Source organism: Zooshikella sp. RANM57, assembly GCF_050749885.1.
Lineage (GTDB): Bacteria > Pseudomonadota > Gammaproteobacteria > Pseudomonadales > Zooshikellaceae > Zooshikella.
The window spans coordinates 381720-403062 of record NZ_JBOIUB010000001.1 but is presented as its reverse complement, the minus strand read 5'-3'; the positions used below and the strand labels follow the sequence as shown (position 1 = coordinate 403062).

Below are 21343 nucleotides of genomic sequence, written 5' to 3'. Positions count from 1 at the left end.
CTACTCCCCCTTGAGTGCACTGGCAGGTAAAGAAAACTGTACTGGAATAGACTGAGCTTGCCAGACAAGCTGCGCGTTTATTCTTAAGCTAAAAGGATTTAACGGATCACTTTGGTCCGTCAAACTCACTTCAACATGCTGCAAACGAGGCTCAAAAGTTAAAATTATTTTTTTTATACGATCTGCTACTTCCTGTAACTGACTGCGATGATTTGTGGCTAAATCAGCTACCGCAGGAAGTCCCAAATGTAAAATATCAATGGGGCTATTGACCGTTGCAGGCACTACACTTAATAAACGCGTTATATTTTCAATAACCAGGTCCAATACATCTTCTTTTGTTATTTCTCCCAATACATCCAGTCTTTCCAATAGGTAACGCATAAGTTGCGTTTAATTCCTTAATTATAATATTTATCTATTTTTCTATAATTTAATCTACCTGCAATTTAACTATCTACTGCTTAATAATTAAAACAATTTAACTGGTAAACTGTCCAATAACACGGTTGCGTGCCAAACTCCAACCAGAAGACTTTTTACCCGCACGGGTTGTATCCGCATTTTGTACCGTAAAGTCCCACAATATTTCAGTAAAATTCAGCTTAAATTGTTCCGTTGGCATATCATCTGGATGAGACTGAAATTGAATTTCACTGATAATCGCATCCCGAATGGTAAATGTCATAATATTCGCAGTTTTATCACCAGAGTTTCGACAAATATATATTTTGGTAGGTTGATCAGTGCCCTTCCCCAAAGGCTCAGCACGTAAACAATATTCATAAAACTTTACTGAGGTTTTATCAACATACTTAACACAGGTAAATTCTGTAATAATTGGTCTACCCGATGTTCGTGCAGAATTACTGACATCGGTAGTGACTTGCTGTTTCATTCCTTGGTGAACGGAAACCAATTCTATACACTGTCCGAAATTCAATATTTCATCCCGGTCAACAGGGTCAATTAAACTTCCCCCTGTTGTCCAACTATTATCATCACCACCGAAAACTTCCTTATTCCCTGGCTCTAATAAAATCAAATCCATGACATCATTCCTATTTTAATTGAAACCTCATTTATACTTTTTGTGATCAACTCCATCATTAAGGGTATATCCTTCACTTGGTTATTTATCAAATTATGCAGGCAAATCTGCAACCAAACGAATTGAAGTTGTTAACTCTTCTAGTTGAAAGTGAGGTTTAATAAAAACCGTTGCACGATAAGCACCAGGTTTTCCAAGTACATCAGTAACTTGGATCTGCGCAGCACGCAAAGGATATGCAGCTTTCACTTCTTGCGAAGCATCATCATCAAGTAAAATATATTGAGAGATCCAATTATTTAAAAACTGCTCCACATTGGCGCGCGTCATAAATTTACCCACTTTGTCACGCATAATGACTTTAATAAAGTGAGCAAAACGTGATGCACATAAAACATAGGGTAACATCGCTGATATTTGCGCATTTGCATTAGCTTCGTCAGAGATATACTTTTTCGGTTTATTGGTGGTTTGCCCACCAAAAAATGCGGCCTTATTTGACCCTTTACAATGGCAAATTGCCATAAATCCCAAGTCGTTTAACTCTTTTTCCCGCCGATCAGTAATAGCCACTTGTGTAGGACACATCATCGCGATGTCTCCCTCATCCGTCTTATATTTGTAAGTCGGTAAGCCGCTAATAACACCACCACCTTCTACTCCTCGAATAGCTGCAACCCAGCCATAAAGCGCAAAGGCATTGGTGATTCGTTCTGCTAACATATACGCAGGATTTCCCCATAAAAACATTTTATAATTTTTGCTGGAGACTATTTCCTCAAAAGGTAGTCCATCCACAGGTAATGTATTCATACCATAGGGTAAACGTAATAGAACATTAGGCAGCGTCAGTGAGATATAGCGTGAATCTTCTGTTTCCCTGAATGTACGCCAACCATCCATCTCAACACTTTCAAAAATTTTAGCCAGATCCCGAGGACGCCCAAGTGCAGTAAATGTATCAAGATCAAATAACGGTGCACTTGCCGCAGCAATAAAAGGCGCATGAGCGGATGCTGCAATGCTGGACATTTTTATCAGTAATTCAATGTCCTGTGGGTGTCGCCCAAACTCATAGTCACCGACCAATAAACTGTAAGGATAACCGCCATACGTACCATATTCCGCTTCATAAATCATTTTAAAAATAGCACTTTGATCAAACTCGACGGCTTTTTCTAAGTCTTTTAGTAAATCATGTTTACTAATATTTAATACTTTTAATTTTAATAATTGTCCTGTTTCAGTACGCGATACAAGATAATATAACCCTCGCCAGGTGGACTCTAATTGTTGAAATGGTGGGTAGTGAAGAATGAGGTTTAATTGACGTCCCAGTAAGTCATCAAATTTGGCGATACTGTCGTCAATAAGCAAAGCAGTGGTCACACCTTTAGCGCGTACATCATCTAACGTAGCTACAATCGTCTGGACAAATTGCCCTAATAATAACAAAACATGAGTACGTTGCTGTTCATTTAACAGCATATAATCTCGCGATAATAATGTATTCAGAGAATCATTTGACTCTGCAGATGCCCATTCTTCAACAGTTTTACCATTAAATGCGGCCAATAAATCATCCTTCACTTTATTAGCATCATCTGAGGGAGAAGTAGACACCATATCATCTAATAACTGGCATAACGCATCACTGGACTCAAGCTTGGCTTGCATATCACGTAATCGACAGCGTTGCTCATAGATCTCATTTAATTTAGGTATTTTTTTGACCACTGAAAGCGGATCAAAGTCTTCTAATTGGGAAAATAACAAATCACCAGATAGCTTGCCCTGCCCGTCAATTTCATTAGCAATCGCAGACAGTTTTACTCGTGGTGCTGCGGCCGCTAACACACCGTCAAAATTGTCCCGATCAATATCAATCATTTTACGTACTTTCACAGGTGGTAATGGCTCTACGGGGTCTCCTGTCAAGTCTGCAAAGATACCAACAATAAAAGGCAACTCTCGCTGTTCAATTGCCCCACCTGTTTCAACATCATAGGTAATTTTAACACGAGGTGGTCTTACCCGGTTCAGTTTTTCCTGCACGCTTCCTAACATGAGACACTCCGTCGTGATTTTTTCCTTTATTTATTTCAATCGTAGACAACGTTTCATCGTTATCTAACATTGAGTCACAGGTCAAAATGCAACCATATATACTTACAATCCGAAAAAACTTGACTGATTATTCTTAAGATCGCCTCTAAAAATGCACTTTTTTAGAGGTGACCTTGATAGGGAACATCCCTGAATACAATCCATTTTAGGTAAAACCCACCAAGTGAAATTTTAGATATACTTGTTTGCTATAACGATGTTAGTTAGTGTAGAGCATAAAATCAAAAAGCGAATAATACTTAATATGACTTTTTTATGTCTTCATTCTATTGTCATAATTATCGTGACATGCTCATGCTTATTTTCATTAAGATAGCAGCAGTCATGCTGCAAAAGAAGGAAAGTTGCATCATAAAGATGCAACAAAAGCTAGGGCCTAGTGCTCAATCCTGACTTCAACTTTTTGATGAGTCATTGATCGCATGACTAAAAAGCCAGAAATAATAGAAAAAGTTATTGCAACTATATAACTTATAAGAAGTGGTTCCTGAAAAAATAAGACCAACCAAGTTGTTGAAAGAATGGGAGTCAAAAACACAATAGGCGCAATCTTTGCTGCATCTGCTTTTGCCAGGGCGGTTAACCATAATATATAAGAAAGCCCATTAATGATTGCACCATTGAGTAGTATCACCAGCCAGGCTTCACCTGTAGGAAATGAAAATTGACTCCATTGAAATAGCGTCAATAACGAAAATACCGCGCCCCAAAAAAATAAGAAAAAAGTGCCTGTGTACGAATCTATGCTCTGGTATTTTGATAATACAGAAAAGAGTGCAAAACCCAATGCGCCAGTAAAAACGACTATTAATACCCAAGGGCTACTCACCTTAATTGCGGTCAAATCACCTTTGGTGACAACAATGACGACAGATAAAAAGCCCATAATTAAACCAACTACCCCAAGAACTCCCAGCCGTTCACTGAAAAAAAGCAGAGAAATGACGGTAATGAGTATTGGCCACGTATATTGAACCACAAGCACTTCAACGCCATTTGTGGATGCATATCCATAATAGAGACATAAATAGTAAAAAAAGCACCCCAGAAATCCTAATGGTGCACACCATAAAAACTGGCGTTTACTCCCACTAACCATTATTTTTCTATTTTTCAGCCATACAAAGGCTAAAACAACAACGGATGAAAGAATATTGGACCAAAATAGAAACTGAAAAACATCAAGTGAATGCTGTCCTATTTTCGCAACAACAGGTATTAAACTCCAGGCAAGCACACATAATAAAGCGAAAGTTATCGCTAATTTAACCCCCGAAACATTCATTGTAATAACCTTACCATATGAAACAAATAAAACACTTTGGTACTAAATGTTTTAGCCACTGAAAAACCTACCTGATCAGCCATTGCAAGAATATAATCACAAGAATAAGAGCTAGATTGAAAATCATTGCAACAAAACGTATAGTGATTATCATCATCAACTTCATGGGCGATATCAAGGCCACACTTCTGATAATAGGCTCGCCTTATTGAATTTGCAGGTTCTCCTATTTGAAAAGAAGAAATCACAATATCCATACCCGTTGAATAGTACTTTCTTAAAATTTTTGAAATATTCGCAACATTACCAATAAGGTTAAAAGGAAAAAGACACAATACACGTTCCGACTGATTTATTTTATCACTTAAAATATGGTCAATGTCTGCAAGGCTTCCATGTAAAAAAAATGCTTTTGATGCTTGACACTGTGAAAAATAATGCCTTGACTGTTCTGCTAGCTTTGTCCTGACATCAATACCAATATACTTCACATTATTCATAGCGGCTGTTTCAAATGAGCGTACCTTATCACAGCCAATTTCAATCAGTGTTGAATACGTCTGATTCGCTAGAATACCTGAAATAAATGCTTGCTCATGGGCGAGATAACGGATGATATGATCATCAAAATTATGAGTATTCATAATCTCATGACCAATATTACTTTGATAGTAAGCGGTATTGTCCGATAATATTGGCATAATGCCTCCTTGCATATGGCTTTTTTATTCCTTTATAACACTCCTTATTATTGTCAACATCATCATTAAAACAGCTTAAAAATAAGCTTATAAATAGACTTACACCATTAAATCGCTACTAAAAAGGTATATTTTACACGATTAAATACGCCTAGTTTTCAGTGCTTAGTAGATGGCATCTGCACTCAAAAGTAAAGATTTAATAGTTAATTAGGAACGTCTTACTTATTACAGCATTTTATAGCCGCAAGCGAACACTCAAATAGGTCATTCAAACCTATTTGAGTGTCCTATTGACTAAACGCAGAAAGCACCGTGTTAATTGTTTTAACGTCTACCTGCGTTATTATGGGTATAGATTACATAGCGGCAGGATCATATACTAAAAAAGACAGCGCTTTATCACCATTGACTAAACCTATACCTGTTTGAGTGCTATCAAGTACTGAGATACGAGCACTCTGTTTAAGGATATCCACAATGTGCCCCACACTTTGTGACGACTGACCCGTCGACTGTTGATAAGCCTGTAATAGTAAGGCTGTAATGGCTGTCAGTTGTGGTGCTGCAAATGAGCTACCTGATTCATAGTTATCTGTAGCCCATGTATACACAGCTTCCGCCGGAATACCAAAACTTTGGTTAGCGACCATTGGATTTTGACCCGGTATTGTCGCCGATAACGCAATATCGTCAGCAAATGTGTTCAAATTAATCGCAAATAATAAATTATTAGCATAATTTTCATGTTCAATTAAAGCTGTAAACGTTTTAATCAGTGGCAAATCATAGGCAAATAAATTACCCGTATCAGATAAACCTAAGCGTTGTCGCAAAGGTGTTATGTTTCCGTCAAGATCTGTCCCCGTATTGCCCAAAGATTTAATAACAATTTTACTCATCAGTGCTTTTTTGAGTAATCCAGCAAACTCGGTATCTAACTCCCCCTCTTTTTCAGCAAAACCACGACTCATATTAACAATCAATACATCATCTCTTGTTAATAAATACGCCATTGCCTGATTATATGTTTTGGCTTCTGCACTGATAGGAACAACCTGAGCTTGAGGGGCAATGGTTAAGATAATATCAATAACGCTATTTCCATGGTTCAACGCAACAGGGTTACCAAAAGACTGTAGCGTTTCAATGTGTGCCAGAGGGTAATGAGCTCTTTGCCGTTCCAGCAGAGTAGGCTCAAACACATCAATGACCGCTATGACAATCCCGTTACCTTGATAGTGTTTAGCCAATTGCTGAAATTCAAGATCAAGACCTGGATGGTATTGAGTCACCAAGTCATTGATTGACTTTCTAAATTGCGTCAACGTGTGTAACGCTTCTTGAAACACAGGCCGATTTGCTGTCTGGTATTCATTTGACTCAAAAGAAAACAGTAATTCAACCATATTGATAAACTCAGTTATCTTATTACCCCATTGATGCATACTGAGCTTTTTCAACAAATACTCGGCTTTCTCCTGTTCGTTATATTGATCAAAATCTGCCTGTTCATAAGCTGAAACTAATGGCGAAACTTCATCATCTCCTGGCCAATGAACAATAGTCTTTACCTGCGAAATCGCTTGTTTTATCTCATCCACTTGATGAATATCTGCACGCACCGCTAGTGACATGCAAAAAACAAGCAACCCAATAACAACGCTATTTAACTTAAAAATACGCTTAAGCTTTTTTAGCCCGTAATCCATTTGATTCCCTAGTAATGATTGACTGGTCGATTTCATAACACAATGCCGATCCATTAGCTTAAGTTAATAAAATATTAACCCTTACAACGTCAGCTTGTATTTAGCAACATTGAGTTATACCTGCTAACTTCCTTTATAACAAGGAAGCTAAAAGTGCACCCTGACTGAAGGGTATCGTGTCAAGGAATAAAACAAAATGAACCAAAAGTCATCATTTACTATTGACGAAGAGGTCACCTTCGACTCATCAGAAGAGCTTGTATCAACGACAGATACTCGGGGAAAAATAACTTATGCCAATAAGAACTTTTGTCGTGTATCTGGATACAGTTTGGAAGAACTGGTAGGAAAACCACACAATGTTGTTCGTCATCCTGACATGCCTAAAGCTGCCTTTAAAGATCTGTGGGAAAAACTAAAAGCTGAAAAACCCTGGCGAGGCTTAGTTAAAAACCGTTGTAAAGATGGGCGCTATTATTGGGTTGATGCATTTGTCACCCCCATTTATGAAGATAACCAACTCATAGGCTATCAATCTGTACGTAGTCAACCTAAAGCACAACATGTTGCTACCGCTGAAAAACTGTATAACAAGTTAAACCACGGCTCAACGCTATCCGCCTGGCACAACATACCACAGATAAAGTATGCTTTGCTGGCTACCTGTTGGTTAGTAACAGGGGTTATTACCTATAATTTTTCACTACCGTGGGTACAAGTGTGCATTTCCCTTATCCTCCCCTTTATTATCTTTAAACATGAGTTATTTGCGACGCCTGCCTTTTTATACGAAAAACAGCAACAGTATGATAGCATTTCCCGTTTTGTCTTTTCTGGAAATAAACCTCACGCTATTGCTGATTTTCATTTAAAACTCCTTGAAGGCAAAGTTAAAACGATCCTTGGTCGGGTACAAGACAGTATGCACGCTATGCGAGAGGTGGTTGAGTCACTATTATCTGCAGCACAATCAGCACAGGAAGGCTCTGAAACTGAAACCAAAGAGTTACATCAACTCGCTACAGCGACGGACCAAATGGCGGCAACCATCAGCGAAGTCGCTAAGAATACCGAGCAAACATCCGAAAAAACACATCAAGCTCATGATGATTGTGATCAAACCAATCATGCAATGGCCAAAACAGCAAAGTTGATTAACCAACTGGCACAAGAAGTAGAATCCTCTGCCGATGCCAGTAAGGAACTTGCGAGTAAAGCAGAAAAAGTCAGTCATATAATGTCTGAAATCCAAGGTATTGCAGATCAAACCAATTTACTCGCGCTCAATGCGGCTATTGAAGCCGCCAGAGCTGGAGAACAAGGTCGTGGATTTGCCGTGGTTGCAGAAGAAGTTAGAGCATTATCACAACGAACCCAAAGTGCCACAGAGCAAATTCAAAGCTCAATACAGGATATTCAGGACACTCTGCTTTCATGGGCAACCAAAATGAACAGTGAAAAAGAAAACGCTCAACATTGTGTCGAAGATGCGGTCAATACGCAGGAACGAGTGCACTCTATTTATCAACTCATAACGGATATCACTGAACTCACAACACAAATTTCAACGGCAGCAGAAGAGCAAAGTGTGGTATCCCAGGAAATCAGCCAAAATATCAATAAAATAAGTCATGCATCCCAAAGTAATTTAGATCAAGCCACTATTGTACAAAAAGAAGCACATGCATTAGAAGAAAAAACAAACAAGCTATCTATGTTAACTAAGGCATTTGGTTAATCAACGCCGTTTCTCATTATTTTAATTCACGCTAGCCTTATCCTATCAGGCTAACCCAAAAAACCTTTTGTATGGGGTATTGATATATTTCACTTGAAAATAGTTGTACCCATAGCAAGTAACTTTTTGCCGTTTACTCTTTGTTGCTTACTCTGCTATGGGTACCAGCGACTAAACGTCGTCGCAATATTAATTTGAAGGAATTTCTACGGTATAGTCTTCAACTTCACCATAGGTAAATCGACCACAAGGACTTGGTGCATCTTTATAACGCATGATCACTCTCATACGCGTTTTAGTATTAGACGGCTTGTGAGGTATCATGTGACTTCCAATCGTAATCACTCCCCGTTGTGTGCTTGTTGAACTAGTACCAGGATCAAAAACCATTTCACCACTATCCTCAAAGTCGCCATCTCGATTAAAATCAATCCATATTTTCCAGTATTCTCCATAAGCACGCCCTGCAAAATCTGGTGTTAACGTAACATTATTTGCCCCTAGGGTAAGCGGTATCGTTTTACCCGTTTTTGCCTCGGTAAAATCACTATACTGTGATGCACCGGAGGTATGACTAAACTGACCAACGTGTATTTTGCCTATCCATTCATCACTACTGTTAATACTTTCAGCTTGGCAATAATTAATATCAGGACCATCCGTTACCGGTAAAAAAATTGCTGATACTGCCCCCCAATGACCATCCGCATCCTGACTGCGTACATACAACATATGCTTACCAACAGGTAATTCACTGGTGTCCACTAAGCCAGAAATCGCTTCTGTCTTTTCATCAAAACGACCATCGACTGCCTGTAACGGAATAGCTATTGCCCCTTTTTTCCATGGAGGAACATCAATATAGTACTCCGCGGCCATAATAGTCTGTGTTGACTCACTGCCATTTCGCGTACTAAAACGTGTGTCAGTCACACTAGCGGAAAGTGTAACAGGCACCCCTTGAGCAATGCCTTTTTTATTATTTAACGTTAAAGCAGTAACGTCAGGTCCAGAAGGAATCATATAGGGAGCACGTACAACTTTTGCTGCATAGATTAATGCCGATAAGTTATCGGGTAATATTTTATTTTCAAATGTTGAGCAGGATTGAAAAAACTGTGTACCAAGCTCAAAGGTATAGGCAGGTACTCCCAGTTCACCATAACTTACGCCATCACTGGTACCATCCGTTGGATACAGACCTATTGACTGTTGAGGCATATACCCATTAAAAAAAGCAAATTTTCTCCCCAGTGTTTGCAACTGCTTGCCATTTGGAGCCGCTTTATTTGTTGTGCCCCATGGCCAAAGTACCAGTTCGCTGTAACTATGAATATCTAAATGTAAGCCCATAGTATCTAACGGAGCGGCATCATCGTCATTGGGACCACGCCGATCAGGAAATAAGTTACGTACATAATGTTCAATCGCTTTTATTTCCGGTTCAGATGCTGGGGCTGAGCCACGATAGGTTTCACTGCATTGATTACCACTCGAACCACCACTCACGGTATTCCAGCTAAAACTGAAGTTTCTATTTAAGTCTGCCCCCCGATTACTACTGGTTGCTCCACAATAATTTTGATTGGTATTTTTCCGCCAATAATTTCCTGACTCTGCTTTTTTACGGCCATCAGGATTCGTCATTAACATTAGATGAACTTCATGATTATCCAGTATCCAGGTAGCATCAGCATCTTCACCATACCCTTCCAATAAATATCGCGCAAAGGCCATACTTAAGGGAGCTGTTGTATATTCCCGAGCATGTATAGCACTATTGGCAAAAAGAATCGGTTTAGGGCCTGCGATATTTTTATTCGTTAATTTTAATACTTTAATATCATGACCTCCTTTACCTGCCTCTTTTTCCCAGGAGTTACCTACATCTAACCATTCAGCCAGCGCCGGGTAATTCTGGGTAAATGTAAGTGCTGCCTGAAATGTCTCTTCAACGGTTTGATAACACGGATAACCAGGGATACCCGCCATTAAAGCACGTCGTTCACCACGCTCAGAAAGTATCGCTCTTTGTTTTATTTGCTGGCGTATCGCTTTTAACTTACGATCACGCTCCTTTATCCACTGCTCAGCGGATTCAAAAGTAAATCCATAAACCTTTAGCTTTAGTTTGTCCTCATCCGTTAATTCCATAATCATATAACCTGACGTATAGTCAGTTTCCAATAATTGTCCATGAAAGCTAATCGCAGCTTGTCTGGCCAGTGATTCACTAGGAAAATAAACTTTATAAATAGTTTCCTGATGCTCAATAACAACATCATTATCATGGTTTAAAATTGAAGGTTCTTTCGCCAGACTCCCCTCTATTAATAGCCATGATAAAGGCAATAAACACCATATACGTTTGTTAGTTGATTTAAACATTTTATTCTTCCTTGAAAAGGTTATTCGTCCTAAAAAATGGTTACCTAATTGTAAAAACTATTTCCCTAGCGACTGACAACTAGAGTCAGAATTATGACATATTCGTCGATACATGATCAGAATAGACTCTACATTTCACCTAGAACAACCTATGAATACTCGTTTTAGGTTAGTCCAAAGGGTCATTCAAGTTGCATTTAGAATGATAGTAAAGTGTGGTCAAACAATTCAGAATATTCAATATTTAAACGTTAGGGTGCAGGGCAGTCCCATATAACATTTCATGTTTGAGGTATAGCAAAATATGGGGTTACAGAGAGAGCTATATGCTCTTAACAACATGCATCACCCATGAACACCTGCAATCTACAGGCTAGTTGATAGATCAGTTTCTGGATTTAAATAAAAATTAATACCATACTTCAAGCAGCATTCACTTATTTAGATATATATGCTCTACATAAAAGAAGTAAATAAGTCAATATTCAAGCCGCTTATAACATCATTTTCAATTTATATGATGTCTGTTAATACGTGGGCAAGTACACCATTATTTTTAGCTGCATCACAAAACTTCCCCCCTTACAGCTTTTTAGATAAAAATGGAAACTTGTCAGGAATTGATATTGATATTGCATATAAGATAATGAAATTATCAGATATCCAACTTTCTATTGAATTAGAACCAAGTTCAAGAATTGAGTATTTAATAAAAAATGAAAAGCTGGATGGCGTTATCACTACTACACCCCATATTACCGAAACATTATCACATACCATGTGGTTTTCGGAAACGCTTTACAGCACTACACTCTCTCTTTTCATTAATCCAAAGAAAAAAGAAATTTTCAGGCAACAACTACCCTATCAAAAGGTATGTCAACGAGCAGGTTTTTTGAATGCTTCAATTTTAACCTCTCCAGAGTTTTCAACGACAAGTTTCATTGATGTCAGATCGGTTAACTATGTAAGCCAACTTGTTGATCTTCTATCAAGTGATAGAGTAGACTGCGTTATTGCTGAAGATATTGCTTTTATCTATCAAGCCAAAGAAATGAAAAAACAGAATCAAGTACTTCTTATAAAGGAAATCACCGATAGGGATATATTTATTGGGATACAAGATCGTATCGTTAAAAAGTATCCAGAGCTAACCAACAAAATAGATCAAACAATTAAAGAGTTACACAAGCAACAAATTATCGATGACATTATTATAAAATATTTAAAATTACCTCTAAAAAAAGCTCATTAACTGCCATTCCATGGCTTTTTGCTTACCTACACATAAAACACATAGATAATCTATTTCAGTACTTATTAATAAGTTTCACCGTTTCATCCATATCACCTGAAGGAATAAAACCGATATAGTTAGCATTCCCTGCTACCAACTTTTTAACTTCACTACTGTTTTTTGCTTCTATCATTGGCGCTGCCTTTCCAGTAAAAACTAATCTAGACCAATAAGATAAAAACTTCCTGGGTGGTTTATCAATCACTTTAAAACAGAATTCATCGAAGATATCAGTAGAGTGATCAATCGTCACAAGTTTTGCTTGGCTTCCACTTGGAAACGCGATTTTTTTACCTAAGAAAAGTTGCTTAACATAGCCTGTATCAATTGAGTCACTAAATGATGGATTTACAATTACTGATATTTCTGCACTCGCGAGTACACTTTGAACACTAAATAGTGCAGCCACTATTATTTTTTTCATACCCCCCCCTTAAAATACAAAATTTGCTGAAATGGAATATAAAGGTGCATCAACCCTCGTTACACCATCTTCAACTTTATAATCATAATAACTGTAATCAAATTTTATGGCTGCACTACGATGGAAGTCATACCGAACACCAATGGTATATACTTGAAAATCCTCTTCGGTTTGCTCAATTGCAGCAGCAAATGCATCTCTTGTTGGCCCTGCGGGCTCTTTTTCTAACAGTTCATACTGGGCATCAGGGTCAAAATTTTCATACGTAATATGTGGTGTAAAATCACCAATGGTATATCCTGCAGAGACATAATAAGCCAGAGGATTAGTAAAAATAGTATCTTCGACATCAGACTTAGTTATTTCTGCAACAGCAAAAAAGTTATCGTAATCAATTCGTAAAGAAATACTCGCAAAATACGCATCATCTTGATCTATTGATGCTGCGTTCACAGCTTCTGTTGATAATGAAGGTGCTCCAGGTGGTGGAGAAGCTAACATTAAAAATGCGGGAGCAAAAGGAAAACTTGCTTCTGCTTGAAAATATGAAAATCTTAGTGAGAACCAGTCTCCACTTAAACCCCAAGATCCCCCAAATAAATGACTAAGATCGACACTAGTACTACTTCCTCCTGGAAAATCTACTCGTTTATTGACTTTCCCATAAAATAAATTAACGGTAGAGACAAGTTCCCATAGGTCCGTAGAGTGTGTTAAGTTTAAACCATCAAGATTTTTGAACAATGGTGCATAAACACTGACAGGCGGTCTAATCCAATGATAAGCATAGCCCACATCAACAACATCACTGTATTGAAAAAAAGGCGTTCGAAAACGTCCACCTTTAACCGTCCATGTGCTATTAACTATATAGGTTAAATAGCCCCATTCAAACTCAGCATCCCAGTCCTCAGATCCTCTTGCAACAATTTGTGCAGTACCCGATAAACCTTCTTTTAAATCAGCTCTTACTTGCAGTCCAAATAAAGACTCAGGTTTAAAATCTATGTCGTCATCTCGATAATCTCGAAATGGTTTTTTGTCATTAAACGTACTAGCACCTGTCACTGTGCCAAAACCACCGATATCCACTCTATCAATTGCAAATGTACTCCCAGAACACAGCAATAGTGTACTACAACTATAGCATAAAAATTTCTTCATTTTTCACTCCAATGGACTTCTTCTTATTTACACTCTTCGCGATTGATATTTTCGAAACTATCCTTAGTTATCTTGCAGAATAAACAAAGCTATTTTTTTGGTTTTAGATACAATAGTAAAATTTCATTAGCTTTACACTTCGCTATGAGAATTTCGATCTATTTCTAACCCCTGAAATTGACTTACAATGAATAATATCCAATAACATCCTCCCCCTACTCACAGTTTAAATTGATCAGTAACCTCCTTAAGCTTGCGTGATATTTCCTGTAAAGTATGTGCTGTTTCATCCACTCTATTTACAGTTTCTGCAGCGGATTCAGCATTATGTTTAATACCAACAATATTTTCTTTAATTGAAGAAGATACTTGCTGTTGAGCTTCAGTCGCACTTGCGATGGCTGCATTCATTTCTGCAATAAGCTCTACTTTTTCTGCAATTGTATTTAACGATGTGCCTGTTTTTGCGGCCATCTGTACACTTTCAGCTGCTTGCTCCTGGCTATCCACCATTGCATTCACTGCACGTTTTGAAGCACCTTGTAACTCTTCAATAACAGACTGAATTTCCTTAGTAGATTCTTGTGTCTTGGATGCTAACGTTCTTACTTCATCCGCAACAACGGCGAATCCTCGTCCTTGCTCTCCTGCTCTTGCCGCTTCTATGGCTGCATTTAAAGCAAGCAGATTTGTTTGCTCTGCTATACCTTTTATAACATCTAAAATACTTCCCACATTAACAGTATAATTTTCGAGTTTCGTAATTACTTCAGAAGCTTGTTCCACATCATTAGCCAAAGAATTGATAGTATGTACTGTTGAATTGACTATTTCACTACCACCTTTTGACTCTTCATTAGCAGAATTCGTTTCTTCAGCTGCACTTAAGGCGTTTTCAGCAATACTTTTTACATTACTAAGCATATGGTCAATATCATTTGATATTTTATCTGTTGCTGCCTTTTGCTCAAAAGCAATTTCAGATGTTTTCGATGTCATTTGACTCAAATCACCTGATAATGAAGCTAAAGGCTCAAATGACTTAACAATTTCAGAAATAGTTTTATGAAGCTTATTCATAAAAACATTAAACCAATAAATAAGTTCACCAATTTCATCTTTGGTTTTTTGCTCAATTCTTTTTGTTAAATCACCTTCACCTTCAGCGATATCTTTTAAAGAATCTCTCACCAATGAAATGTTTCTGGTAACCAATACAATTACACTACCAGATATTAAAATAATGAGGAAAATTGATATACCTGCGGTTATTAAAGTCACGGTAAATACTTCTTGTGATGCTGTATTGGATTTGGCAATGGTTTCTTCAAATGCTTTGAGTGCAGCAGAGCCTATTAATGAGAACTCTTCTTGAGCATCCTTTAATAAGTCTTGCATACCTTTCACTTCTGAGGCGATGTTACCCATGTCAATCTTCCCTTCAACCATCCCGCTGGATACAAAAGCAGCTTTTTTATAGTATGCATCAATTGCTTTTTTAGTTTTTTGTATCAGAATGGCTTTATCTGGCCATATTTTTTCTTGCATTTCTATATCAGCAAGAATCTGCTTATAAGTTTCTTCTGCTTTCTTAATGGGTTCTTGCTCCCCAATTGAAACAGCTGTATTAAATAATTCTTCTAACCGACTCAATCTGTATAAGTTAGTTTTCGATGTTTGTACCAAAGGAAAATAAACATCCTCAACTTCACCGAGTCTTTTGGTGTTTTCCACATTTATTGAATAGATAACAAATAAAATCATTAAGAATGAGATCACTGTTACTGCAGGAATAACCGTAATCTTCGTTTTGACTGACATTTTACTTACGATATTCATCAACGAGTCACTTCTCTATATTCGAAGTTAAAGCTCTAGCTAAAACCGAGTATATATATTTCTTGAACGTTATTAAAAATACTCTTTGATTTAACTCTAATTAACGAGTCAAATTATTATACTCAATAACTACTTTGCTCCGTTTTCCATGATAGAAAACCGTCAATTTGATAGTAGCAATAGCAAAGTTGATTGCAAGATTTTCTGACACCTATCGAGAGCAAACCTGTTCAATAATAACCACCCTCATTTTGTACGTGCACAGTGACTTGCAGGTTATTTAGCCTAAATAATTGCATATCACTTCATTTTTATATGCAATTACCCTGACTATTTAACTAACGATCTCACATACAACACCCTATAATAATCAAAGCCACTATCATTACAATTAAAAAAAAGCAACTCCATTGGTTTATATCATTTTATTATGAAGTATCATTTAATTACTTTTCTCCTTCTTTTTCATCCATTATTTTTATGTAATGCAATGGAGTGTGTATTCATTAACCCCAGCCCTAAAGGAGAAGTTTTTTGGGATAAAGTAACTAGTGTCATGCTAGCAACAGCGACAGATTTAGATGTCAAACTCACTATAAAATATGCCGATATTGATAACCGTAAATATCTGGTTTTAGCTCAAGAGATAGTGAGTCAACATAAATCCGTTGACTATATTTTATTTATACATAAAAACATAACGGTCACTCAAAAATTATTAGAACTTTTTGAACAACATAAAAAGAAATCAATTTTGTTTAACACTCAACTTTCCGAAAAGGAGTATCAACTACTAGGACAGCCTCAAATGCGTTATAAATACTGGCTAGGCGCCATTTCTCCTGATGATACACAAGCAGGCTTTACACTTGCTAAAGAGCTTATTGAACATAGTCAACGCTTACATCCACAAAAAAGTCAGTTGATCTTATTAGGATTAGGGGGAAATGAAACAAGTAACCCTGCTCTTCAGCGAAAAAAGGGGTTATTCAATGCAATTAATCGTTATCCAAATATTAAACTCATTCGCTTCATTCCAAGTCAGTGGTTTTATAAAACCGCCTATGAACATACTCAATATATACTGAAGCGTCATAAACGCGTGGATATAATTTGGGCTGCCAGCGACTTAATGGCAATGGCTGCATTACAAGCCGTTCAAGAAGCAGGGCTAAAGCCTGGTTATGATACCATCATTGGCGGTATTGACTGGGTGCCTGAAGCAATCCATAAAATTAAACAACAACAATTATCTGTTTCTGTTGGAGGGCATTATCTTGAAGGGGCTTGGGTACTGATTAGCGCTTTTGATCACCACCATATGAACACGGCTATCGGTCAACATTTAACCAAAATGTATCCAATCACACCAGATAACATCAAACTCATTAGCAATAAAATATTGAGTGGCGACTATTCCTCAGTTAACTTCAGCCAATTTAGCCGGTTTTTAACAGCTAATAATCCTCAGGATAAAAATAAAATAATCTTTACAACCACCCCGTAACTCATGCTTTCAAAATAAACACATTACATACTTCAGCAATGAATGAGTAGTATGGTTATGGGGTATTTCTAAACCTAATTAAATATACAACGTTACACTTTCAAAAAATGTGATACAGACTGACATCATATCGATAAGTTTGCTAATTACGTGAACAAATACCTACTTCAAAACCAGCAAACTTGGACTGTTATCCAATATACTCTAATCTGACACTCAACCTATTGTAATTACACCATTAGACTATTTCTGGTGAAAATAAACTAATATAGTCGTTTTAGTAGAATATCATTGACTGTAAACCTCATGAACAACAATCATGAACAACAATAGTAGTAAGATGGAATTAACAGAAGGCTTATGGACTCTATAAAACACATCGCACAAACCAAAATGATTCATTTTGTAGTTAATAACAGCGCAAGCATGTTATTAAATGACTTATCCTTACTATTGACTAAGTTACCTCCAGAAACAATTCAAGATGACGACAAATTTAAACAAACTGTTTTAGCCGTCACTCAATCAAGCATTAATAAACGTTTTTCAGGCATCGTACGTTTTATTGATAATTTCGATCAATTATTTGAACAAGCAATGTTTTATCTACGTGATGAATTATTAATTACAAAAAATAACGCTATAAAAAATACTACGATTGAATCATCTCGTTTTAGCTGGGCCTTAAAAAGAGGTTTTCAAAAAGCACTTGTCACCCACTAAGACATGATACGTACTATACCATCACCTTAATTAACATCAGTATTACAGCCGTTATGCATAAGCATAATGTCACGTATCGTATCAATGATTTATTCACATAATCAACAATTTTATAAGCAATATAATTACCTATTAGAGTAGCAGGTAATAAAGGTAACGATAATAACAAGTGCTCGTAAGTAAATATACCCATGGGTACCAAAATCATCAATGATGTTATACAACTAAAAAGAAAAAAACCTGCTAGATTTGCTCTTATAAAACTTGCCTTTTGACCTTGAAGCAATAGCGCAATAGGCGGTCCACCAATCGAAGTACTAATACCCATTACTCCAGATACAAAACCAGCCCAAAATAAATTACGGGCGTTTACAGGTAATGAAAATTTGAATATATTCATTACCACTGCAAAGCAAATTGATACAGCAATTAATATCGCTAAATAATGTTGATTAGCAACAAGCAGCAATCCTCCCCCGACAATACACCCGGGAATACGACCTACAATTGCTGACTTTAAACCCGAAATGGACAAAGACGAACGAAATCGATATACATTGGCCAGACAGTTAAACAAAGCCGCAAAAATGATAGGACCAGGCACATACTCTGGGTTTAAGAAAAAGAGAATAGGTGCGGCAATGACAGCCATACCAAAACCAATCACTGTTTGTACAAAGGAGCCCAAACAAACTGTTAGTGCGGCAACAAACAACATACTCAAAGCATAATCATCGCTCATACCCAAGCCTCTTCGATCTAGTGCTATCTTGAGTAGCAAATACTATAAAACTAAGTTGGTTAATGCCAGCATTCTTCATAATTCAAGCATCGCAAACCCACATTTCGCTATGCCTCAATCATGATTAATAAATAAACACCTGTGGTATGTTGATGTACATCAGTGGTAGATAGCACATTGAATTGGTTGCCGAAAGAATGCGGCAATCAAGCCTCTTGGGGAGGATTCACGTTGTACTCGAAGGGTGTTATGCAGATCAGACCTGGCACCTCATTTCCTGGTGGCTGCCAAAAAAAACCTTCGTCGTGGGTATTGTTTAATACAGTTTTTAGGACAAAAGAAAAACACCAAACAAAATCACTCTTACTCTGCAGTATTATTTAAATATTTCTGCCTAATTGCTTCGTACTGTCCACCCTCTTTAACTTTTTCTAATGCTTTTCTTAATGTAATAACCAAATCATCTGGCGTTAAAATACTAAGCGCCATATAGAGCTCTGAAGAAAGTTCTTCTATATAGAAAGCACGCTCAAACTCAGATAAATTGTAGCCTAATTTTTTTACTGAATAGCTAAAGGCAATTTCATCAAAGGGTGTTAAATCTATACGACCATTAGCTAGCATAATAAGATTTTGCACATCGCTTTTTGATAAAATCAAATGGTCTCCAACCTCAAACCCATACCCCAATAAATAATCAAGCTTAACATCTTTAGGTACACCTCCTGTTAGGTATTGTTTAGCTTGCTCAATTTTATTTACTTGAATATCTTTTCGTTTTTTTAATTTCCAGAGATAAACACTGTAGGGAGTAATAGTACCAATCCATTTAAAATGATGCTCTCGTTCTCGTGTGCGGGCAATAGAATAAATCAACACATTTGTTTCCTGTAATGCCCGCTTATAAGCACGAGCCCATGGGTACATTCTAATTTCTGTTTTAATACCCGCCTCTTTCAGTACAAACCTGACAACTTCAGTCGCCATACCCTGAACTTTTTTATTTTGATCCAAATACTGAAAGGGAGGAAACTCTTCAGTAACTACATCCAGTGCATAACCATAGGCTGTTGCATTCAATAATAATGCTACTGTAAATACCTGACAGAATTTGCTACAAAAGTTCATAATCACACATAAGTCCCCAACAAAACTTACTGTTCTTAACTAAACCAGTAACAAAGACGATGTATCAGTACCCTTATCTTCAACCCTTGACTAGGTTTCCTCTACAACGCTTCGTTACAGAAAAGTAACATGTAAGTGAATTAAGGATAGTTGGATATCTTAAGTGCGTAAATATAGCTACTATAAAACAAGACTTTTATCAAGATAATGAAGACTCATTAAAGCTCAACAGTAAATGTTATCCACCAATATTATTAATTTATCAACTTTCATTACCTTCAAAAATATTCGTTATGAAAAGCTAGCCTATGATTTCTAGACTAGCTACAAAATTTTTACTAGAAAATAATATAACTTTTTAATCCTGCCATTTTTTATGGTTCGACAATAGGACAACGTTATTTCACAAAATACCAACAATTCATTAAGCTTAACTGTCTTCTCCGATACAATGGTACACATCCATACTTTTAAGCCAGGATATTAATGGTTTAACCGCTGCTGAGTCATTATTGATCGGTGTTCCGCCAGTCATCTTTAAGACAACCTCTTCATACTGGTCACTATCATCGGCTACACGTTCATAAATAGCACAGCCCGCAGGAGGTGCATCATAAATAACTTGTCCATCAAAACTATATTTACCTTTTACACCTTGATCCATTAATTTCCTGTATGTCACAAGCACAGCGAAATCTATATACCCAACACGCTTTACCTTTTTAAATTTTTTTTCTAACACAACTGACGAAACAAGGCGACCATCTTTGATGTTATCTGCTGTCACAAACTCCCAATAATCCTCAGTAAAATAATGATAAACTTCACCTCGTTCATCAATTACATAACCTTTCATCTTAAAAAACTCAGGTAACCAGCGATACATAGTGACTTGATAACAGTCGATTATTCTACTTCCCAGATCAATCTTACCAGGTTCTGCATTCACGCATACGGTTAATCCAATAGATATGAATAAAAATAAAAAATGTTTTGCCTTTTTCACAAACAACTCCTTTTGTTATACTAGTAACTTACAAAATACGTACCAGCCCTTAGCGCCATAAACAACACAAAACGTGTGTTCAATGTAAAAAGATACCGAAATAGCCTAAAAACCTAGCATTAAGCTCATATTCCGTTCAGCTTATTGCAACATATGAAGCTACATCAACTTCATTCAAGCGTACAATCGCTTGTGGTATTTATCTAAAAATTATTATATTTAAAGAAAAAAATCGTAGATAGTCTTATATATTGACACAAAACAATATTCGTTAAAGTTACTTTTTTATTTTTTTTGCAAAGCATCGCAAGATAGAAATAAATTAAGCTTACCTTTAATACACTACATAAACTCCAGTAGCAACACCCTTATTTTTACCAACAAATGACTAATCGGTACTAACAAAGAGTTGAATTGCCTCGCTTCATACAGTGGTATAAGGTATACCACTTGCAAAAGGTTACGTATTTGTATATTAATTTAATTCATTATCAAAAATAATAAAAAACTA

17 protein-coding genes are annotated in these 21343 nt (G+C 36.9%); 4 read left to right on the top strand and 13 right to left on the bottom strand.

Annotated features, from left to right (window positions below; all coding sequences use genetic code 11):
- From tssE to ACQ96U_RS01390, 6 genes are all read right to left on the bottom strand, one after another.
- Positions 1-384, bottom strand: a complete 384-nt coding sequence (tssE, locus tag ACQ96U_RS01415; protein WP_431719439.1) for a type VI secretion system baseplate subunit TssE — start codon at positions 382-384, stop codon at positions 1-3.
- Between the two features lie 97 nt (positions 385-481).
- Positions 482-1051, bottom strand: a complete 570-nt coding sequence (locus ACQ96U_RS01410) for an Hcp family type VI secretion system effector (RefSeq protein ID WP_027706630.1) — start codon at positions 1049-1051, stop codon at positions 482-484.
- A gap of 93 nt (positions 1052-1144) precedes the next feature.
- On the bottom strand, positions 1145-3118 hold the full coding sequence (gene tssC / locus ACQ96U_RS01405) for a type VI secretion system contractile sheath large subunit (RefSeq protein ID WP_431719438.1): 1974 nt from the start codon (positions 3116-3118) through the stop codon (positions 1145-1147).
- A 436-nt stretch (positions 3119-3554) separates the two neighbouring features.
- Positions 3555-4463: a DMT family transporter gene (locus ACQ96U_RS01400; RefSeq protein WP_431719437.1), complete on the bottom strand. Its 909-nt coding sequence runs from the start codon at positions 4461-4463 to the stop codon at positions 3555-3557.
- Entirely contained in the window at positions 4460-5164 is a 705-nt protein-coding gene (locus ACQ96U_RS01395; protein WP_431719436.1) for a hypothetical protein, read from the bottom strand. The genes ACQ96U_RS01400 and ACQ96U_RS01395 overlap by 4 nt, the downstream gene beginning before the upstream one ends.
- A gap of 359 nt (positions 5165-5523) precedes the next feature.
- Positions 5524-6912 carry a S8/S53 family peptidase gene (locus tag ACQ96U_RS01390; protein ID WP_431719435.1) on the bottom strand — a complete coding sequence of 463 codons (1389 nt, stop codon included), beginning with the start codon at positions 6910-6912 and terminating at the stop codon, positions 5524-5526.
- A 160-nt stretch (positions 6913-7072) separates the two neighbouring features.
- Here ACQ96U_RS01390 and ACQ96U_RS01385 point away from each other — a divergent pair, with 160 nt between their 5' ends.
- Positions 7073-8614 carry a methyl-accepting chemotaxis protein gene (locus tag ACQ96U_RS01385; protein WP_431719434.1) on the top strand — a complete coding sequence of 514 codons (1542 nt, stop codon included), beginning with the start codon at positions 7073-7075 and terminating at the stop codon, positions 8612-8614.
- A 189-nt stretch (positions 8615-8803) separates the two neighbouring features.
- On the opposite strand, the gene ACQ96U_RS01380 is transcribed toward ACQ96U_RS01385, so the two are convergent.
- Positions 8804-11002: a M14 family zinc carboxypeptidase gene (locus tag ACQ96U_RS01380; protein ID WP_431719433.1), complete on the bottom strand. Its 2199-nt coding sequence runs from the start codon at positions 11000-11002 to the stop codon at positions 8804-8806.
- A 517-nt stretch (positions 11003-11519) separates the two neighbouring features.
- Here ACQ96U_RS01380 and ACQ96U_RS01375 point away from each other — a divergent pair.
- Entirely contained in the window at positions 11520-12257 is a 738-nt protein-coding gene (locus ACQ96U_RS01375) for a substrate-binding periplasmic protein (protein WP_431719432.1), read from the top strand.
- A gap of 55 nt (positions 12258-12312) precedes the next feature.
- Here the strand turns inward: ACQ96U_RS01375 and ACQ96U_RS01370 are convergent, their stop codons facing one another.
- The 3 genes from ACQ96U_RS01370 to ACQ96U_RS01360 form a co-directional block, all read right to left on the bottom strand.
- Positions 12313-12723, bottom strand: coding sequence for a phosphate ABC transporter substrate-binding protein (locus ACQ96U_RS01370; RefSeq protein WP_431719431.1), 411 nt, complete (start codon positions 12721-12723; stop codon positions 12313-12315).
- A gap of 9 nt (positions 12724-12732) precedes the next feature.
- The gene (locus tag ACQ96U_RS01365) at positions 12733-13887 is read right to left on the bottom strand and encodes a porin (protein ID WP_431719430.1); all 1155 of its coding nucleotides are present in this window, start codon (positions 13885-13887) and stop codon (positions 12733-12735) included.
- A 219-nt stretch (positions 13888-14106) separates the two neighbouring features.
- Positions 14107-15726, bottom strand: a complete 1620-nt coding sequence (locus tag ACQ96U_RS01360) for a methyl-accepting chemotaxis protein (protein ID WP_431719429.1) — start codon at positions 15724-15726, stop codon at positions 14107-14109.
- Between the two features lie 430 nt (positions 15727-16156).
- Between ACQ96U_RS01360 and ACQ96U_RS01355 the strand changes: the two genes are divergently transcribed.
- Positions 16157-17233 (top strand): ABC transporter substrate-binding protein, encoded by a 1077-nt coding sequence (locus tag ACQ96U_RS01355; protein ID WP_431719428.1) that lies wholly within the window; start codon positions 16157-16159, stop codon positions 17231-17233.
- Between the two features lie 360 nt (positions 17234-17593).
- Positions 17594-17956: a hypothetical protein gene (locus ACQ96U_RS01350; RefSeq protein ID WP_431719427.1), complete on the top strand. Its 363-nt coding sequence runs from the start codon at positions 17594-17596 to the stop codon at positions 17954-17956.
- 13 nt (positions 17957-17969) lie between these two features.
- Here ACQ96U_RS01350 and ACQ96U_RS01345 read toward each other — a convergent pair whose 3' ends face one another.
- The 3 genes from ACQ96U_RS01345 to ACQ96U_RS01335 form a co-directional block, all read right to left on the bottom strand.
- The gene (locus ACQ96U_RS01345) at positions 17970-18698 is read right to left on the bottom strand and encodes a sulfite exporter TauE/SafE family protein (protein WP_431719426.1); all 729 of its coding nucleotides are present in this window, start codon (positions 18696-18698) and stop codon (positions 17970-17972) included.
- A gap of 363 nt (positions 18699-19061) precedes the next feature.
- Positions 19062-19826 carry a substrate-binding periplasmic protein gene (locus ACQ96U_RS01340; protein ID WP_431719425.1) on the bottom strand — a complete coding sequence of 255 codons (765 nt, stop codon included), beginning with the start codon at positions 19824-19826 and terminating at the stop codon, positions 19062-19064.
- 430 nt (positions 19827-20256) lie between these two features.
- Positions 20257-20832: a hypothetical protein gene (locus ACQ96U_RS01335; RefSeq protein ID WP_431719424.1), complete on the bottom strand. Its 576-nt coding sequence runs from the start codon at positions 20830-20832 to the stop codon at positions 20257-20259.
- Positions 20833-21343: the final 511 nt, after the last annotated feature.

Bases quoted from the DNA above. Each gene is read 5' to 3' on its own strand.
- ACQ96U_RS01370 (WP_431719431.1), bottom strand. From the start codon at position 12,723: ATGAAAAAAATAATAGTGGCTGCACTATTTAGTGTTCAAAGTGTACTC.
- ACQ96U_RS01360 (WP_431719429.1), bottom strand. From the start codon at position 15,726: ATGAATATCGTAAGTAAAATGTCAGTCAAAACGAAGATTACGGTTATT.
- ACQ96U_RS01350 (WP_431719427.1), top strand. From the start codon at position 17,594: ATGGACTCTATAAAACACATCGCACAAACCAAAATGATTCATTTTGTA.
- ACQ96U_RS01365 (WP_431719430.1), bottom strand. From the start codon at position 13,887: ATGAAGAAATTTTTATGCTATAGTTGTAGTACACTATTGCTGTGTTCT.
- ACQ96U_RS01340 (WP_431719425.1), bottom strand. From the start codon at position 19,826: ATGAACTTTTGTAGCAAATTCTGTCAGGTATTTACAGTAGCATTATTA.
- ACQ96U_RS01410 (WP_027706630.1), bottom strand. From the start codon at position 1,051: ATGGATTTGATTTTATTAGAGCCAGGGAATAAGGAAGTTTTCGGTGGT.
- ACQ96U_RS01400 (WP_431719437.1), bottom strand. From the start codon at position 4,463: ATGAATGTTTCGGGGGTTAAATTAGCGATAACTTTCGCTTTATTATGT.
- ACQ96U_RS01345 (WP_431719426.1), bottom strand. From the start codon at position 18,698: ATGAGCGATGATTATGCTTTGAGTATGTTGTTTGTTGCCGCACTAACA.
- tssE (WP_431719439.1), bottom strand. From the start codon at position 384: ATGCGTTACCTATTGGAAAGACTGGATGTATTGGGAGAAATAACAAAA.
- ACQ96U_RS01395 (WP_431719436.1), bottom strand. From the start codon at position 5,164: ATGCCAATATTATCGGACAATACCGCTTACTATCAAAGTAATATTGGT.
- ACQ96U_RS01385 (WP_431719434.1), top strand. From the start codon at position 7,073: ATGAACCAAAAGTCATCATTTACTATTGACGAAGAGGTCACCTTCGAC.
- ACQ96U_RS01355 (WP_431719428.1), top strand. From the start codon at position 16,157: ATGAAGTATCATTTAATTACTTTTCTCCTTCTTTTTCATCCATTATTT.
- ACQ96U_RS01390 (WP_431719435.1), bottom strand. From the start codon at position 6,912: ATGAAATCGACCAGTCAATCATTACTAGGGAATCAAATGGATTACGGG.
- ACQ96U_RS01380 (WP_431719433.1), bottom strand. From the start codon at position 11,002: ATGTTTAAATCAACTAACAAACGTATATGGTGTTTATTGCCTTTATCA.
- ACQ96U_RS01375 (WP_431719432.1), top strand. From the start codon at position 11,520: ATGATGTCTGTTAATACGTGGGCAAGTACACCATTATTTTTAGCTGCA.
- tssC (WP_431719438.1), bottom strand. From the start codon at position 3,118: ATGTTAGGAAGCGTGCAGGAAAAACTGAACCGGGTAAGACCACCTCGT.